Below are 17,087 nucleotides of genomic sequence, written 5' to 3'. Positions count from 1 at the left end.
CGGGCTCAGCGTCACGGGGGCGGGGGCCAGCGGTCGCGGGGTCTTGGGAGTCACGGGGCGGCGGGGGCCGTCCGCCGGACCAGGGCGGCGACGCCGCGGTCGACGCCCTCGCGCAGCGGGACCCCCGCGCGCCACCCGGTGGCCTCGGTGAAGGGCTCGGGGTCGATGTACACGGGGAGGAAGTCGGTCAGCACCGCGGCGTCCGGCGGCTCGACGGTGACCACCGGGACCGGCGGCCGGCCGGTGGCCTCGGCCACCGCCTCGGCGACGGTGTGGAAGACCGCGCCGAGCCGCGCGTGGCGCCCGGTGCCGATCATCCAGTGCCGCCCGCGCAGCGCGTCCGGGTGGTCGGTGGCGGCCAGGAAGGCGCGGCCGACGTCCTCGACGAAGGTGATGTCGCGGACCACCGAGCCGTCGTGCCACATCGTCAGTGGCCGCCCGGCCAGCGCCAGGCGCGCCATGGTCATCACCACGCCGGGGTCGGGGACCTCGGAGAGCGGGCTCTGGCCGAAGACCGTGGCCAGCCGGAGGCTGATCCCGCGCACGGCGCCGGCCCGGTCGGCCGCCTTCAACAGCAGCTCGGCCGTCAGCTTCTGCCGGTCGTAGGCCGTCTGCGGGTGGTCGGGTTCGGTGCCGTCCATCGGACGCTCTGGGGTGCGGCCGATCTGGGTGCAGGCGCCGGCGAACACCACGACGGGCGGCGGGCGTTCGCCGCTCCGCGGCCGGTCGGCGAGCACGTCGAGGACGGCGCGCATCACGCCGACGTTGACCCGCTCGGTCGCGGCCGGCTCGGCCTCGGGCAGCCGCCAGTCGCCGGTGTGCTTGGCCAGGTGCAGCACCACGTCGGCGTCGCCGACGGCGCGGGCGACGGCCGCCGGCTCGGTGAGGTCGGCGGCGAGCGGCCGGACGTCGGCCACCGCGCCCTCGGGCACGGGGACGGCGCGCCTGGCCACCGGGCGCAGGCGCACGGGGCGCCGCGCGAGCAGCCCGGTCAGCACCGAGCCGAGGTAGCCGGAGGCGCCGAGCACGGCGACGGTCGGGCGGCGGGCGGCGCTCATGCCGGACCCCGCTCGCCGGCCGGCGTGGGCCCGGCCCCGTCGAGCGGGCCGGTCGCCAGCGCCACGCACGCCGCGAGCAGGGTCCTCGCCTGCACGTTGACGTAGTGGCTGTGCCGCACCAGCTCGCCGAGCTGGTGGAGCGTCATCCAGCGGAAGTCCCGCCGCACCGGCAGCGTCCGGTCGGCGTCCGGCTCCAGCTCGACGATCCGGTACCGGTTGCGGGTGTGGAAGAACCGGCCGCCCTCCTCCGACAGCGTGGTGTCGTAGCGCACCCGCTCGGGGGCGGCGTCCAGCACCGCGTCGAGGAACGGCGGCCGCCCGTCGGCCGGGTCGTCAGGCACGCACTGCACGGTCGGGCCGAGCTCCGCGACGTCCGCCAGGCCCGGTTCGGCGCGGAGCGCCACCAGCACGTGGAGGACGCCCGCGAGCCGGCTCGTGACGAAGGCGCTCAGGCCGACTCTCCTGGCGGCGACCATGGGCTGGTCCCAGCGGCCGACCTCCCGGCCGCCGGCCTCCACCCGGACCCCGATCACGTCGAAGTGCCGGCCGTCCACATGGGTCAGCGACCGCCCGTCCGACCGCCACTCGGGCAGCTCGTCGAGCGGCACCCGGCGCACCTCGACGTCGGTGCGGCTGCGCACGTCGGTGATCCAGCTCAGCAGCTCGGTCATCGAGTGCCGCGCCGGCCGGAGACCGCCCCAGGAGCGCAGCACGGAGAGCGCGGGATCGCCCCGGTCGAGCGCCAGCGGCGCCGGCAGCACGTCGAGCAGCGGCAGGCAGGCGAGCACCGACCGGGCGTCCATGTTGACCAGGTCGTCGACCGCGAGCAGGGCGCCGAGCTGCTCGATGGTCAGCCAGTGGAAGCCCTCGTGCACCGGCACCGGGTCGCTGACCGCCACGATCATGTTGCGGTTGCGCTTCCGCAGGAACCAGCCGCCCTGCTCCGACTGGCGCACGTCGGCGACCGTCCGGCTGCCGGGGTGCCCCCCGAAGTACTCCAGGTACGGCACCGGCCGGCCGCCGTGCACCCGGGTGTAGTTGCTCCTGGTGGCCTGCACGGTCGGCGAGACCTGGATCCCGTTGACGTTGCCAGGCTCGGCCTTGAGCTGCATCAGGAAGTGCGGCGTGCCGTCGACCCAGCGCAGCAGGATGCCGAGGATCCCGATCTCCGGCTGGACGATGACGGGCTGCCGCCACCTGCGGGGCTCCCCGGCTTCGGCGCCGGTGTCGGCGGCGACGGTCGCCTCGATGCCCTCGACGGTGAAGAACCGGCCGCTCACGTGGCGCAGGGCGCCGGTGCCGGGGGCCGTGTGCCACTGGGCGAGCTCGTCGAGCGGCACCCGCTCGGCCCGGGTGTAGACCGAGCTCCTGGTGGCGTCGAGCAGGTCGAGGAACTCCGTCAGGCCGGCGGTGACCGCCGTCGCTCGGCCGAGCGGCCGTGAGGCGGTGCTCATGCCGGGCGGGTCCCGGGGGCGCCCGAGGTCCCCGGGGTGCCGAACCAGCGGCCGAGCGCCTCGGCGAGACCGTCCTGGCCGTCCGGCGCCGTCCACACCACATGGCCGTCGGGGCGCACCAGCAGCGCCTCGGTGCCCTTGAGCGAGCCCTCGGCCAGGGTGTCGTCGACCGAGGCGGTGACCACGTCGACCCGCCCCGCGAAGCCGGCGGCGACGGCCCGGAGTTCGGCGTCGTCGGCGATGTCGAACAGCACCCCGCGCCCGCCGTGCAGCGCCTCGAAGGTGCTGGCGGCGCCGGCCACCCCGGTCAGCGGGACCGGCGGTATCCGCCGGCCAAGCAGCGGGTGTTCGCCCGGGCCGACGTCGTAGCGCACGTCCAACCCGCTGACCATGCCGGCGAGATGGCGGCCGACCTCCTCGTACGCCATCAGCTCGGTGAACATCGCGCGCAGCGGCTCCACCTCGGGCCCGCCGAGGTAGAGGGTGCCCTGGACCGAGGTGTTCGTCAGCACCCGGGTGCCGACCGCGTGCCGCTCCACGTGGTAGCTGTCGAGCAGCCCGTCCGGGGCCCAGCCCAGCACCGTCGCGGCCAGCTTCCAGCCGAGGTTGGCCGCGTCCTGCACACCGACGCTCAGGCCCTGCCCGCCGGCCGGCAGGAAGATGTGGGCCGCGTCGCCGGCCAGCAGCACCCGGCCCCTGCGGTACTCGGTCGCCTGCCTGGCGGCGTCGCCGAAGGCGCTCACCCACACCGGCTCGCCGCCCGAGATGTCCTCGCCGGTGAGCCGCTGCCACGCCGCCGCCACCTCGGCGAAGTCGACCGGCTCGGTGCGCTCGGTGGGCACCACGCCGTGCTCGCAGGCGATGATCCGGTCGACGCCCGGCGCCAACGGGGCGTTCATCGCCATGCCGTTGGGCAGCCGGATCCCGGTGAAGCGCGGCGGCAGATCGCAGCCCCGCACGTCGGCCAGGTACATCTCGCGGGTCGAGGTGCTGCCCTCGAAGGCGAAGCCGCCGAGCCGCCGCACGGTGCTCTGCCCGCCGTCGCAGCCGACCAGCCAGGCGGCGGTCAGCTCCAGCGGGCCCTCGGGGCCGCGCGCGGTCACCCGCACCCGCCCGTCGCCCTCGGCCGCGCCCTCGTCCAGCGCGACGATCTCGTGGCCGCGCAGGAACCGCGCCCCCGACTCGGTGGCCCAGTCGGTGAGCACCTGCTCCACCCGCGCCTGCTGGATGCCCCGGGCCCCGAAGTTGCCGCCGGGCAGCACCGAGAAGTCCAGTGGCATGCCGCCGAAGTGGCCCATCGGGCTGGTCTCCAGGCCGCCGAACCTGGGCAGCAGCCCCCGCTGGTCGAAGACTTCCATGGCCCGGGTGGTGAACCCGAGCCCGCGGGACTGGCCCGTCGGCTCGGCCAGCCGCTCCACGACGAGCACGTCGACTCCCGCGGCGCGCAGTTCGCCGGCCAACATCAGGCCGGTCGGACCCGCGCCCACGATGATGACGTCGCTGTCCATTCTTTCCGCCCTCTCCAACCTTCGGGTGCCCGCTACTTACCGTCGTGGATCTCGAGTTCCGGAAGCGGGAAAACCAGCTTTCCGCCGCCGGCCAGGAATTCCTGTTCCCTTTCGATGAAACCGTCGCGGAAGATCCAGGGCAGGACCAGCAGTTGGTCCGGCTTCTGCTCCTTGGCCGCCTCCTCGGAGACGATCGGAATCCTGGTTCCCGGCGTGAGACAGCCGTCCTTCTCGGCGTTGACCTCGCCGATGCAGGGCAGGTCGTCCGTGGTGATCCCGCAGTACTGGAGCAGCACGTTGCCCTTGGTCGAGGCCCCGTAGCCGAGCGTCGTCAGACCCGCGGCCTTCGAGGCGTCGAGGAACGCGCGCAGCTCGGTGCGGTGCTTCTCGATCCGCGCGGCGAACGCCTCGAACGGGATCATGGTGTCCAGCTGGAGCTCGGCCTCCCTGGCACGCAGCTCGCCGAGCCCGGCCTCGTCCACCGGGAAGTCGCTGGTGTCCCTGGCCAGCACCGTGCACAGGCTGCCGCCGTAGACGTCGGTGATCTTCGCGGAGACCACCTTCAGCCCGGCCCGCTCGGCCATGTACTCCAGCTGCGCGAGGGCGTAGAACTCCAGGTGCTCCTGGCAGATGTTGTCGTAGCAGTTGGTCTCGAGCATGGTCGGCAGATAGCTGTGCTCGATCATCCAGACGCCGTCGTCCGCCAGCACCGAACGGACGTCGCGCATGAAGGCGATCGGGTCAGGCAGGTCGTAGAACATGGCGATGGAGGTGACGATCTTCGCCCGGTCGTCCCCGAGCCTGGCGCGGAACGCGTCGGCCGAGAAGAAGTCGACGATCAGCTCGGCGCTCTCGGGGTACCGGTCGCGGAACTTCTCCGCCGACGGGTCGCAGCCCACCAGCCTGAGCCCGTCGACCTCGTACTGGCGCAGCAGCGTCGCGTCGTTGCTGCCGATGTCCAGCACCAGGTCGCCGGCGGAGACCGGCACCAGGGAGGTCACGTCGGCGACCTTCCCCCGCAGGTGGTTGATCATGAACGGCCTGATGCTGGAGCGGTAGCCGTACCGCTCGCCGTACATCACCGACAGGTCGACGTCGTGGCGCAGCTGGACCAGGCCGCAGCCGGGCGGCACGCACTTCACGAGTTCGAGGGGGGCGACCAGATCCTCCTCGTCCGCGGTGCGTGGAAACACCCCGGTGAGTGCCTGCACGCCGAGATCGAGGATCGTCCGGAGTTCCTGATTACCGCAGACGCGGCAGCCGCTTATCTTCGTGTAATTCAGCATCCATCCCCCAGCCAAGCGCTTGTGCGCGGTGTGAGTTGGGGCTGCCGCAGCGCTTCGCTCAATGCGCTGATCGACGGCAATCACCTGCGGCGAAGCTAACACCGGAATTGACGGTTTAACGGAGACTGAAGGATAAGTTCACAAAGCCCTGACGGCGCGTCCGACCGGTCGGGGCGGCTCGCGTCAGCGCTCCCAGCGCACCGGTTCGCGGGGGGTGTAGCGGCACACCGAGCCGGTGGCCAGCGACTCCCGCAGATGGCCCGCCAGGGCCGGATGGTGCCGGTCGAGCCGGCGCAGCGCGTTGCGGATGCGTTCGGTGACGGCCTTCCTGGTGCGCTCGGCCTGGTCGCCGAGCCGGCGCGAGCGGCCGTGCAGACCGGTGGCCCGCCGCACCTCGTCGATCAACACGGCGCGCTCACCGTCGAGTTCGGCGGCCCGCCGGTCGTCGCCGCGCTCCAGCGCCGCCTCGATGTCGCCGTCGAGCCGGGTGAGCCTGGCCCGGTAGGCGGCCTTGGCCCGCTCGTCGAGCACCGGGTCGGCGCCGAGCAGGCCGGCCTCGCGGGCCGGCGCCCCGCTCTCGGCCGCCAGCAGCTCGACGGCCGGGATCTCCCCGCCGGGCCGGTCGAGCAGCCGCCGGATGTCGTGCAGCCCCTTCGCGTCCGGCAGGTGCGCGGTCACCCCGGCGAAGGTCAGCGTCCACACCTGGCCGTCGAACCGGAACACGTTCGGCGCGGCCGGCCGCTCCGGCTCGCCCCGGCCACCCCGGCCGGCCAGCGCCTCGGCCAGCGCCCGCCGCACCCGGGCCGCCCACGGCGCCGCGCCCATCGCCTCCGCCGCCCGCTCGGCCGCGGTGAGGCCGGCCACGGCGGCCGGCCAGTCGCCGTCGGCCGCGTCGCGCAGCGCTGTCCAGTAGTCGACCGGGCCGTCGATCGAGGAGCCGAACATCGTCAGCCAGCCCCCGGCCAGCGGCGCCAACTCGGCCCGGATCGCGGCCCGTTCCGCCGGTTCGCCGTCGGCCGCCGCCAGCTGGGCGCGGAGCCGCAGCCACAGCGGCTCGAACCAGCGGGACGGCCGCCCGGCGGCGGCCCGCAGCCGCGCCAGATGATGCCGGGCGGCCGCGAGGTGGCCGCGCTCGGCGGCCGTCACGCCGAGCAGCAGATCGGCGTGGGCCGGGCCGGCCGAGGCCACCAGCGCGTCCGCCGCGTCGAACCGGCCCCGCGCCACCTCCAGCATCCACCGCTGCTGGTGGAGCATCGTCGCCGTGTCGCCGCGCGCGCCCGCGTCGCTCCGCCGCTCGCGCTCGTCCCCCTCGGCCCGCTCCAGCGCGCTCCGCGCCGCCTCGAACCGGCCGTCGAGGGCGGCGAAGGCCACCTCGCTCCACAGCACGGTGGCCAGCGCCCCGGCGTCGTCGCCGGCCGCGGCCAGCGCCGAGCGCTGCTCGGCCCGGCCGGCCGGATCGCCCCGCTCCAGGAGCGCCATCGCCCGCAGCAACGAGGCGAGCAGCGCGACCGAACGGTCCCCGCAGCGCGTCGCGACGGCGGCCAACTCCTCGGCGAGCACCTGCCGTTCGGCCGCCGTCCCGGGCGCCCAGAGCGCGTCGTGCCGGGTCATCAACGCGTCCTGCAACGCCTCGTCGTCGCCCGCCTCACGCGCCATCTCCGCGGCCCGCGCGGTGAGTTCACGCTCCCGCTCCAGATCGGAGCCGGCCGTGCCGTGCTCGCCGAAGAGCGCCGCGTACGCCTCGTTCACCAACTCCGTCGTCAACCGCTCCACCTCGGGCGGGTGCGCCATCCACACGGCGCGCCGCAGCCGGAGCGCGGCCCTGGTCAGCAACTCGCCGTCGCCCAGCGCCCGGGCGACGGCCGCCGCCTCCTGGAACGCGCGCAGCGCGGCGGCCTCGTCCCCGCCGTGGTGGAGCGCCGAGCCCAGGTCGAGCGCCACCGTCGCCCACCGGCGTCCTTCCGCCCGCGGGATCAGGGACAGCGCCCGGCCCAGGTGCACGCTCGCCTCCCCCGAGGCCATCCGGCCCCACGCCTCGGCCGCCGCCCCGCGCAGCGTGTCGACCACGGCAGCGGCGGTGAGCCGCGCCACCCCCCGGTAGGCGTGGTGCGCCGCCTCGCCTGGCGCGGCCCTGGCCGCGCACTCCGGCAGCGCCGCCAACGCCCCGGCCGCCGCGGCGTGCCAGCCGGCCGCCTCGTCCTCGGCCAGGCCCGCGTAGAGCGTCTCGCGCACCAGGTCGTGCACGAAGCCGAGCCGCTCGGGACCCCCGCGCGGCACCACCAGCCTGGCCGCCACCGCCTCCCCGAGCAGCGCCGCCACCGCACGCTCCGACCGGCCGGTCATCTCGGCCAGCACCTCGCGGTCGAACTCGGGCCCCAGCGCCGAGGCGGCGGCCAGCAGCCCCGACACCTCGGCCGGTAGCAGCCGCAGCCGCTGCCCGACCGCCTCCCGCACGCCGGGCGGGACCAGGTCGACGGTGCCGGTGCTCCGCCACAGCCTGGCGGTCTGCTCCACGAAGAACGGGTTCCCGCCGGTCCTCCTGTGCACCTCGGCCGCCGTCGCGGCGGACGGCTCCCGGCCGGCGGTGCGGGCCAGCAGGGCGCGCACCTCGTCGGGGCCGAGCGCGGTCAGCGTCACCGGCGTCGCCTTCGACAACAGCGGGGCGAGCAGCGGACCAAGCGGGTGCCAGGACGCCTCTACCTCCACGTCCCGGTAGACCCCGATCACCAGCAGCCGCTCGAACCAGGCGTGCCGGGTGACGAACTCCAGCAGCTCCACCGAGGCGGCGTCGGCCCATTGCAGGTCGTCGAGTACCACCACCACCGGATGCCGGCGGGCCGCCGTCACCAGCAGCGTGCTCAGCGCGTCCCGCAGCCCGAAGCCCTGCCCGTCCCGTGCCGCGGCCCCCGACTCGCCGAGCAGCGGCGCGAGTTCGGGTCCCGCCTCGCGCCGCGCCTCGGCCCACGCCTCCGCCGCCATGGTCCGGCGCAGCCCGCGCAGCACCTGGGTCCACGGCCAGTGGGCCGGCGCGTCGGCGCGGTCCCAACAGGTTCCGGTGGCCACCAGCGCCCCGCTCCGCTCGGCGCCCGCCGCGGCCTCCGCCACCAGCACCGTCTTGCCGATCCCGGCCTCCCCGGTCACCAGCACCAGACCGCCGTGGCTGCTCGCCGTGCGGGCCACCGCCGCGTCGAGCACCGCCGCTTGATGGGCACGGCCGACGAGCGCCGTCACACCGCCTCCCCCCTGGGACCTGGTGGCGCCGCCACGTCGGGAATGGCGGGTGCCACGGCCCTCGTGGCGCCGACAGATCGAAGGGCAAGGCTACCGACGGCACCAGGAGGAAGCGGAGTGACCGACCAGCGGACCACCTTCCAGGAGAAGGAGGCACGGGCGGCGGCGCCCGCACCGGCGATCGAGGCCAGGGGCCTGGTGAAGACCTTCGGCGAGACCCGCGCCCTCGACGGCCTCGACCTGGTCGTCCCGGCCGGCGGCGTCTACGGCGTCCTCGGCCCCAACGGCGCGGGCAAGACCACCGCGCTGCGCATCCTCTCCACCCTGATGCCGGCCGACGCCGGGCACGTCACCGTGCTGGGCCTCGACATCGCCACCCAGTCCGACCAGGTGCGCGGCCGGATCAGCCTCACCGGCCAGTTCGCCTCGGTGGACGAGGAGTTGACGGGCCGCGAGAACCTGGTCCTGCTCGGCAGGCTGCTCGGCCACCGGCACGCCGCGGCCACCGTCAGGGCCGGCCGGCTGCTGGGCGCCATGGGGCTCACGGACGCCGCCGACCGGCAGGCCAAGACCTACTCGGGCGGGATGCGGCGCCGCCTCGACATCGCCGCCGGGATCATCGTGCCGCCGGACATCATGTTCCTCGACGAGCCGACCACCGGCCTCGACCCGCGCAGCCGCAACCAGGTCTGGACGATCGTCCGTTCGCTGGTCGCCCGGGGCACCACGGTCGTCCTCACCACCCAGTACCTCGACGAGGCCGACCAGTTGGCCGACCGGATCGCGGTCATCGACCACGGCCGGGTGATCGCCGAGGGGACGCCGGGCGAGCTCAAGGCCTCGGTCGGCTCCGGCATCCTCCGGGTGCGGGTCGCCGACCCGGCCCAGCGCTTCGCGGCCGTGCGGGTGCTGACGAAGGCGCTCGACGTCGAGGTGCAGCTCGAGTCCGACCCTTCGGCGCTCACCGCCCGCGTGGACGACAGCGAGTCCAGCGTCCAGGCGCTGGCCGAGCTGACCCGCAACGGGGTGCCCACCACCGAGTTCGCGCTCGGACAGCCCACCCTCGACGAGGTCTTCCTGGCGCTCACCGGCCACCCGACCGCCACGGACAGCTCGGACAGCTCGGACACCACGGGCGCCACGAAGGAGAGGGCAGCGTGAGCACTGAAACCCCCACCGGGCCGGACGTCGCCGAGGCGGCGGCCGGCACCGAGACCCCGACCGGGCCGGACGTCGCCGAGGCGGCGTCCGCCCGCGGCGGCGAGCCGATCGACTACGAACTGCTCACCGTCCTCGGCGAGGGCGAACGGCCGCCGCCCGCCGGCCGGTTCTCCGCCTCGATGAGCCACCTCTACCGGGCGATGCTCCGGGTCAAGCACAGCCCCACCCAGGTCACCGACGTGACGCTGTTCCCGCTGGTGATGCTGCTGATGTTCACCTTCCTCTTCGGCGGCGCGCTCGCCGAGGGCGGCACCAGCGAGTACCTCCAGTACTTCCTGCCCGGCGTGCTGGTGAACACCGTGCTGATGATCACCATGTACGTCGGCATGGGCCTCAGCAGCGACGCCGAGAAGGGCGTCTTCGACCGGTTCCGCTCGCTGCCCATGTGGCGCCCCTCGGCCATCATCGGCCCGCTGCTCGCCGACGCCGCCCGCTATGTCATGGCCTCGATCATGATGCTGACCTTCGGCTTCGTCCTCGGCTACCGGACCCAGGGCGGCGGCCTGCTCGGCATCGTCGCCGCGGTGCTGCTCATCGTCGTCTCCGCCTTCTGCCTGTCCTGGCTGTGGACCCTGATCGGCCTGGTCACCAGGAACGAGCGGGCGGTGACCTCGATCAGCATGATGCTGCTGATGCCGCTCACCTTCGCCAGCAACGTTTACGTCTCGCCCGACACGATGCCCGGCTGGCTGCGGGCCTTCGTCGACGTCAACCCGGTCAGCCACCTGGCGACCGCGGTCCGCGGCCTGATGGGCGGCACCGCGAGCGCCGGCGACGTGCTGCTGGTGCTCGTCGAGGCGGCCGCCATGCTGGCCGTCTTCGCCCCCCTCACCATGCGGGTCTACCGCACGCGGAACTGACCAATCCGCGTTCCCCGCCCGCGCCGCGGTGGCGTCCTCCCCCTTCTGACGCCGCCCCGGCGCGGGCACACTGGTGCGCACGGCCGAGGGCCGGGGAAGGGGGCAGCGGATGCCGGAACAGTGGATGCCGACCGGCCAGGAGGGCGGTCGCAGGCCGCGGCCCGCGACCATCCACGAGGTGGCCAGGCTGGCGGGGGTCTCGCACCAGACGGTCTCCCGCTTCCTGCGGAACGACCCCAGCATGCGGCCCGAGACGACCCGCCGGGTCTCCCAGGCGGTGGCCACCCTCGACTACCGCCCCAACCAGGCCGCCAGGACCATGCGCACCCGCCGCTCCAACCGGATCGCGGTGATCCTGCCCGACTCCACCGGCTTCGCGCCGACCCGGATGCTGCGCGGCGCCGCGGCCGCCGCCCACGAGGCCGGCTACCTGCTCGACGTCGTCGGCCTGGAGGGCGACGCCGCGGCGCGGGCCGCCCGCGTCCAGGCGCTGCTCCAGCCGGAGAACGTCGACGCGATCCTCTCCCTCACCCCGCTCCCCGAGGGCACCTCGCCCGCCCTGCCCACCGTGGTCGACGGCGAGTACGACGACAACATGCGGGCCCGCGGCGCGCTGGCCGACGCCACCCCGGCGGCCGAGCTGATCCGGCATCTGGCGGGCCTCGGCCACCGGCGGTTCGCGCACGTGGCCGGCCCGGCGACCTGGGCCTCGGCGCGCAACCGGCGGGCGGTGTACGAGGCGACGGTCGCCGAACTCGGGCTCGAGTCGCGCGCGGTGGTCGACGGCGACTGGAGCGTGCGCTCCGGCTGGGACGCGGCCCGCGAGGTGATCGCCGGCTCCGGCGCCACGGCCGTGTTCGCGGCCAACGACCGGGTGGCGTTCGGCGTCGTCCGCGGACTGCAGAGCCTGGGCGTCGACGTGCCGGGCGAGGTCAGCGTGTTCGGCTGGGACGACGACGAGATGGGCCGCTTCCTCGACCCGCCGCTGACCACCGTGCGGGTCGACCGGGAGCGGCAGGGCCGCGAGGCGGTGGGCCGGCTGCTGGCCCTGCTGCGCGGCGAGTCGCAGGCCGAACCGCCGTCCGCGACCGCGCTCAACGAGGTGCTGCTGCGCGGCTCGACCGGCCCCGCGCCGGGCCGGCGGCACGGTGTTCCCACCCCAGACAAGTAGGCGCAAAGGTCTTGTGTGATCGATCACACGGGCCCTAGAGTCCGGTGCGGTGCAAGCGCTTACCAACGCCGAGTTCACGCAGCAGGAGCCTCGCATGCCCTCTCCGTCCGCCGCCGTTCCCGCCGCCGTTCCCGCCTCTCCGCACGCTCGTCTCCGCGCCGCCGTCGTCGGCACCGGCGGCATCGTCACCGGCAGCCACCTGGCGGCCCTGACCGCCCACGCCGACCGCGTCGAGCTCGTCGCCGCCGTGGACATCGACCCCGGCCGGCTCGACGCGTTCCGTGCGGCGGCCGCCGAGGCGGGCGCGACCGTCACCGGCTACCGGGACCTCGCCGAGATGCTCGCCGCCGAGCGCCCCGAGCTGGTGCTGATCGGCACCCCGCCCGCGCTGCACCGCGAGCAGACGGTGGCCGCGCTCCAGGCGGGCGCCTGGGTGCTGTGCGAGAAGCCGCTGACCCTCTCGCTCGCCGAGTACGACGAGATCGCCGCCGCCGAGGAGGCCAGCGGCGCGTACGCCTCCGTCGTCTTCCAACACCGCTACGGCTCGGGCGCCGTCCACGCCCGGGAGCTGATATCCGGCGGCGAGCTCGGCCGCCCGCTGGTCGCGCACTGCCAGACCACCTGGCACCGCGACACCGCCTACTACTCCGTGCCCTGGCGCGGCCGCTGGGCCACCGAGGGCGGCGGCCCCACCATGGGCCACGGCATCCACCAGTACGACCTGCTGCTCCACCTGCTCGGCGAGTGGACCGAGATCCGCGCCATGGCCGGCCGGCTGGTGCACGACGTGGAGAGCGAGGACGTCTCCACCGCCCTGGTCCGCTTCGCGGACGGCGCGCTGGCCACCGTCGTCAACAGCGTGCTCTCGCCCGACGAGGTCAGCCGGATCAGGATCGACTGCACCGAGGCCACCGTCGAGGTCACCCACCTCTACGGCCACCGCAACAGCGACTGGGTGTACACCCCGCGCCGCGGGCTCGACGACGAGGCGCGGATCAAGCACTGGCGTACCCCGGCCGCCGACGTGCCCAGCGGCCACGGCGCCCAGCTCGGCGTGCTGCTGGACGCCCACGCGCGCGGCGAGCGGCCGCCGGGCAGCGGCCCCTCGGCCCGCGCCACCGTCGAGTTCGCCGCCGCCCTCTACAAGTCGGCCTTCACCGGGCAGCCCGTGCTGGCCGGCGAGATCACCCCCGACGACCCCTACTACTCGGCCATGCACGGCGACCACCCGGACTGGAGCCCCACGCGATGACGATCCAGGTCACCCACACCCTCGGCGACCGCATCACCGTCGGCCACGGCGGCGTCGAGCTGCTCTCCTACGTCTACCGCCCGGACGCGGACCCCTTCGAGTCCCGCAAGCCGTACATCCACCCGCTCCGCACCCTGGCCGGCAACCTGGCCTCCGGCTACCGGCCCAACGACCACCGCTGGCACAAGGGCCTCCAGATGACGGCCAGCCACCTGTCGGAGCAGAACTTCTGGGGCGGCAACAGCTACCTCGGCCCCGAGACCGGCTACCAGCGCGTCGAGGAGCGGGTCGGCTCGATGCGGCACGACGGCTTCGGCTCGCTGCACGCCGAGGACGACCGGTTCACGCTCGCCGAGAACCTCACCTGGGTCGCCAACAACGGCGACGAGTGGGCCGTCGAGCAGCGCGGCGTCACCGTGTATGCGATCGACCCCACGGCCGGCGCCTACGCCGTCGACTGGTCGATCCGGCTGACCAACGTCCGCGAGGAGCCGCTGCGCTTCGGCTCGCCCACCACCGCGGGCCGGGAGATGGCCGGCTACACAGGGCTCCAGTGGCGCGGCCCGCGCGACTTCACCGGCGGCCGGGTGATCACCCCCAAGGGCCAGGCCACCGACCAGGAGACGATGGGCACCCCGGCCGCCGACGCGCCCTGGCTGGCCTTCACCGCCACCCACGACGACGTCGACGCCGACACCACCCTGGTCTTCGCGCACGCCCCCGAGAACCTGGGCGAGGGCGCGGTCCACGCCTCGCACTGGTTCGTGCGCTCCCAGCCGATCCCGACGGTCGCCTTCTCCTGGGCGTTCTTCGAGGAGTTCGAGCTGGCGCCGGGCGCCTCGTTCGACTACCGCTACCGCGTCGTGGTCGCCGACGGCGCCTGGGACGTCGAGCGGATCGACGCCCACCTGGCGGGCCTGCCGTGGTGAGCCTGCCGCATCCGCTGCCCGGCGCGGTGGGGCTCTCGCACCTCACCGCCTACGAGTGGGAGGCCGCCGACGGCGTCTGCGGCGGCAGCCCGCACCTGCACCTGGTGTGCACGGAGGCGTACGTCGTCACCGGCGGCGCGGGCGCGGTGCAGACGCTCAGCCCGGACGGCTACCGCGACCTCCCGCTCGGCCCCGGCTCGGTCGCCTGGTTCACGCCTGGCACCGTGCACCGGATGGTGCAGGGCGGCGGGCTGCGGATCACCGTGCTGATGCAGAACAGCGGCCTGCCGGAGGCCGGCGACGCGGTGTTCACCTTCCCGACCGAGGTGCTCGCCGACCCCGAGCGGTACGCGGCCGCCGCCGCGCTGCCGACCGGCGCCACCGACGCCGAGGTCGCCGAAGCCGCCCACCGGCGCCGCGACCTCGCCGTCCAGGGCTACCTGCCGCTGCGCGCCGCGCTCCAGGCCGGCGACAACGGTCCCTACCTGGAGTTCCAGCGGACCGCCGCCCGGCTGGTCGCCGACCGGGTGCCGACCTGGCGCGCGCTGTGGCGGGCCGGCGCGCTGGCCGCCGCCGAGCGCACCGGCGAGCAGCTCGCGGCGCTGGAGGCCGGCGACCCCGGCTACCTCGCCGACGCCACCGCCCACGACGCCGAGCCGAGCCGCGAGGGCGGCTACGGCATGTGCGGGCGCCGCGACGAGTACGCGCTGCCCGGCACCACCCTGCACACCACGGAGACGTGACGACCGCGGTCCAGGGGCCGGTTCGGGACTGAACTGAAGGGACAGGGGTGAGTGGGATGAGCGCGAGCGACCGCCGCGAGCCTGGCGAGGTCTTCGGGCCGCGGATGACCCTGTTCGCCGACATGCTGGCCGTGGGCCTGGTGACCACGCTGGCCAGCCTGCCGCTGGTCACCGCGCCGGCCGCGTTCTCCACCGCCAGCGCGGTGCTGCGCGGCGCGGGCGAGGACCGGCCGGCGACGGCCGGCCGCTACCTGCGGCTGCTGCGGCGCCGGCGGCGCCTCGGCGACCTCGCCGCCGGCGCCGTGGCGCTCGCGGGCGCGCTGCTGATCGTGGCCGACCTGGCGCTGGTGCGGGCCGGGTTGCCAGGCGGCCCGGCCGTGGGGCTCGCGGTGGCGGCCGTCGCGGCCGGCGCCGTGGTCGTCGGGCTGCGGTCGTGCGGCCGTCCCGAGTCGGTCACCGACTGGCGGGCGGCGGTGCGCGGCGCCGCCGGCGACACCGTCAGGGACGTGGGCGGCAGCGCCCTGGTGCTGCTCGCCCTGGCGACGGCGGTGCTGTGCGGCTGGATGATGCTGCCGCTCGCGCTGCTCGTGCCGGGACCGCTGGCGCTCGCGCTGGCCGCCGTCGACGTGCGGGCCCGGCGCTATGCTGCTCTCCCGGCGGGCCGTTAGCTCAATTGGCAGAGCCGCGGACTTTTAATCCGTTGGTTGTGGGTTCGAGTCCCACACGGCCTACGAGCGGCCCACGAGCGGCCCAGGAGCGGAGCGCGGGCCGGGGAGGCGGGCGACCGGCGGCGAGATCGACTCGCCGGCCGCACCCGGCCCGGGCAGATTGGACGCGTGCAGACGCGGACGCCCTGGTGGGCCGGGGGCAGGCACTGGTACGCCTGGCTGCCCCTCCTCCTGCTACTCCTCGGCAACGTGGCCGACTACCTGACCCCGCCGCATCTGACCCTCACCCCCCTCTATGTGGCGGCCCCGATGCTGGCCGCCCCCGTGCTGTCGCTCCAGCTCACCGCGATCTACGGGGTGCTTGCCACCGGCTCCGTCGGCCTCCAGATGCTGCTGCGCGAGCCCAGCGTCAGCGAGGCCGTCGTCAAGGTGGCCACGGTCGCCGTGATCTCCCTGATCGCGGTGGCCGTCAACCGCATCGTCGCCCGCCGGGACCGCCGGCTGGCCTCGGCCAGGGAGGTCGCCGAGGCCGTGCAGCGCGCCGTGGTGCCCGAGCCGCCGGCCAGGGCGGGCACGCTGCGGGTCGCCACCCGCTACCAGGCCGCGCAGCGGGACACCCTGATCGGCGGCGACCTCTACGCGGTCCGCGAGACCCGGTTCGGGGTGCGGCTGCTGGTGGGCGACGTGCGCGGCAAGGGCCTCGCGGCCACCGAGGCGGTCGCCGTCATCCTCGGCGCCTTCCGGGAGGTGGCGGACCGGGAGCCCGACCTGGTGGCGGTCGCCGGCTACCTGGAGGCCGCCCTGGTGCGGGAGCGCGCCCAACGGGCGACGCTCGACCCCGAGGAGGGCTTCACCACCGCCGTGCTCGTCGAGGTGGGCAGGGAGGCTCCCATCCGCGTCCGGGTACTCAACCGGGGCCATCCCCAGCCGGTGATCCTGGAACGGGGCGGCGAGGCGAGCTACCTGGAGGCCGAGCCCGCGCTGCCGCTCGGCCTCGGCGACCTGCTGCCAGGGCCGACCGGCGAGATCAGCGTCACGCCCTTCCCGCCCGGCACCCATCTGCTGCTCTACACGGACGGCGTGAGCGAGGCCAGGGACGAGCGGGGGGTCTTCTTCGATCCCGCCGAGCACCTGCGGGGCCGCTCGTTCCCTGGCCCCGCGGCGCTGCTCGACGAGGTGGTCACGGACGTCGTCGCGCACAGCGTCCGCCTCAACGACGACATGGCGCTGCTCGCCCTGCATCATCCCGTGCCCAGGGAGGCTCACGGTGCGTGAGTGAAGGACACCGCTCCGCATAACAATTGACGAACCGTCAGGATGCGATATGGAGCACAGCGGCATGAAATTTTGCCCGGTTTGCGGAACTTGGTTCGCTAAGGTCCGCGCGGCCGCCCGCTTTTATTCCTGGGAACTCTTGGAAATCCGGCCTCGGGTCTATTAACGTTCGATAACGCAGCGCGGTCGTCACCGCCGTCGCAAGAGACGGCACCGTGCTCTGTCGCCGAATCCGGCACGTGCACAACAACTGCACCAAGGAACCGGGGAACCACTACTTGGGGTGAATCGGACAGCCGACAGGACAGCCCAGACCAGTCGGCCGCCCGTAGGAGACCTTCCTGCTCCGAACCCGTCAGCTAACCCGGTAGGCGAAGGAAGGAAAGGAGAGCGCCAGCTGTGGCGTCGAATCGCTATGCCTCCGTTGCCTC

The 17,087-nt window shown here is 74.5% G+C and carries 13 protein-coding genes, 1 tRNA gene and 1 riboswitch; of the genes, 9 read left to right on the top strand and 5 right to left on the bottom strand.

Annotation, left to right across the window (positions count from 1 at the left end; genetic code table 11):
- Nucleotides 1-50: 50 nt before the first annotated feature.
- The 5 genes from ACYVPE_RS18145 to ACYVPE_RS18125 all read right to left on the bottom strand — a co-directional run bounded on the left by ACYVPE_RS18145 (nt 51) and on the right by ACYVPE_RS18125 (nt 8,537).
- Entirely contained in the window at nt 51-1,058 is a 1,008-nt protein-coding gene (locus tag ACYVPE_RS18145; protein ID WP_461034664.1) for an NAD-dependent epimerase/dehydratase family protein, read from the bottom strand.
- Nucleotides 1,055-2,512 (bottom strand): NDP-hexose 2,3-dehydratase family protein, encoded by a 1,458-nt coding sequence (locus ACYVPE_RS18140; protein ID WP_461034663.1) that lies wholly within the window; start codon nt 2,510-2,512, stop codon nt 1,055-1,057. The genes ACYVPE_RS18145 and ACYVPE_RS18140 overlap by 4 nt, the downstream gene beginning before the upstream one ends.
- Complete coding sequence (locus ACYVPE_RS18135) at nt 2,509-4,020, bottom strand: FAD-dependent monooxygenase (RefSeq protein ID WP_461034662.1); 1,512 nt, start codon at nt 4,018-4,020, stop codon at nt 2,509-2,511. The genes ACYVPE_RS18140 and ACYVPE_RS18135 overlap by 4 nt, the downstream gene beginning before the upstream one ends.
- Nucleotides 4,021-4,052: 32 nt before the next feature.
- Nucleotides 4,053-5,306 (bottom strand): class I SAM-dependent methyltransferase, encoded by a 1,254-nt coding sequence (locus ACYVPE_RS18130; protein ID WP_461034661.1) that lies wholly within the window; start codon nt 5,304-5,306, stop codon nt 4,053-4,055.
- Between the two features lie 183 nt (nt 5,307-5,489).
- Nucleotides 5,490-8,537 (bottom strand): ATP-binding protein, encoded by a 3,048-nt coding sequence (locus tag ACYVPE_RS18125; RefSeq protein ID WP_461034660.1) that lies wholly within the window; start codon nt 8,535-8,537, stop codon nt 5,490-5,492.
- A 117-nt stretch (nt 8,538-8,654) separates the two neighbouring features.
- On the opposite strand from ACYVPE_RS18125, the gene ACYVPE_RS18120 reads away from it, so the two are divergent.
- From ACYVPE_RS18120 to ACYVPE_RS18080, 9 genes are all read left to right on the top strand, one after another.
- Entirely contained in the window at nt 8,655-9,698 is a 1,044-nt protein-coding gene (locus ACYVPE_RS18120) for an ATP-binding cassette domain-containing protein (protein WP_461034659.1), read from the top strand.
- Nucleotides 9,695-10,618, top strand: coding sequence for an ABC transporter permease (locus ACYVPE_RS18115; RefSeq protein WP_461034658.1), 924 nt, complete (start codon nt 9,695-9,697; stop codon nt 10,616-10,618). Before ACYVPE_RS18120 ends, ACYVPE_RS18115 begins: the two co-directional genes overlap by 4 nt.
- 109 nt (nt 10,619-10,727) lie before the next feature.
- Nucleotides 10,728-11,789, top strand: coding sequence for a LacI family DNA-binding transcriptional regulator (locus ACYVPE_RS18110; protein ID WP_461034657.1), 1,062 nt, complete (start codon nt 10,728-10,730; stop codon nt 11,787-11,789).
- A gap of 94 nt (nt 11,790-11,883) precedes the next feature.
- The gene (locus ACYVPE_RS18105) at nt 11,884-13,041 is read left to right on the top strand and encodes a Gfo/Idh/MocA family protein (protein ID WP_461034656.1); all 1,158 of its coding nucleotides are present in this window, start codon (nt 11,884-11,886) and stop codon (nt 13,039-13,041) included.
- Complete coding sequence (locus tag ACYVPE_RS18100; protein WP_461034655.1) at nt 13,038-13,970, top strand: DUF6807 domain-containing protein; 933 nt, start codon at nt 13,038-13,040, stop codon at nt 13,968-13,970. The genes ACYVPE_RS18105 and ACYVPE_RS18100 overlap by 4 nt, the downstream gene beginning before the upstream one ends.
- A complete protein-coding gene (locus tag ACYVPE_RS18095) occupies nt 13,964-14,713 on the top strand; it encodes a cupin domain-containing protein (protein WP_461034654.1) in 750 nt (249 codons plus the stop codon). The genes ACYVPE_RS18100 and ACYVPE_RS18095 overlap by 7 nt, the downstream gene beginning before the upstream one ends.
- Nucleotides 14,714-14,769: 56 nt before the next feature.
- A complete protein-coding gene (locus ACYVPE_RS18090) occupies nt 14,770-15,381 on the top strand; it encodes a hypothetical protein (RefSeq protein ID WP_461034653.1) in 612 nt (203 codons plus the stop codon).
- A tRNA-Lys gene (locus tag ACYVPE_RS18085) sits at nt 15,372-15,444 on the top strand. The genes ACYVPE_RS18090 and ACYVPE_RS18085 overlap by 10 nt, the downstream gene beginning before the upstream one ends.
- Nucleotides 15,445-15,549: 105 nt before the next feature.
- The gene (locus tag ACYVPE_RS18080; RefSeq protein ID WP_461034652.1) at nt 15,550-16,656 is read left to right on the top strand and encodes a PP2C family protein-serine/threonine phosphatase; all 1,107 of its coding nucleotides are present in this window, start codon (nt 15,550-15,552) and stop codon (nt 16,654-16,656) included.
- 214 nt (nt 16,657-16,870) lie between these two features.
- Nucleotides 16,871-17,045, top strand: a riboswitch (cyclic di-AMP (ydaO/yuaA leader).
- Nucleotides 17,046-17,087: the final 42 nt, after the last annotated feature.

The sequence above is a fragment of the Streptomyces mayteni genome (assembly GCF_054783955.1).
Note: the sequence above shows the minus strand (reverse complement) of the source record. Positions and strands in the feature narration are given on the sequence as shown.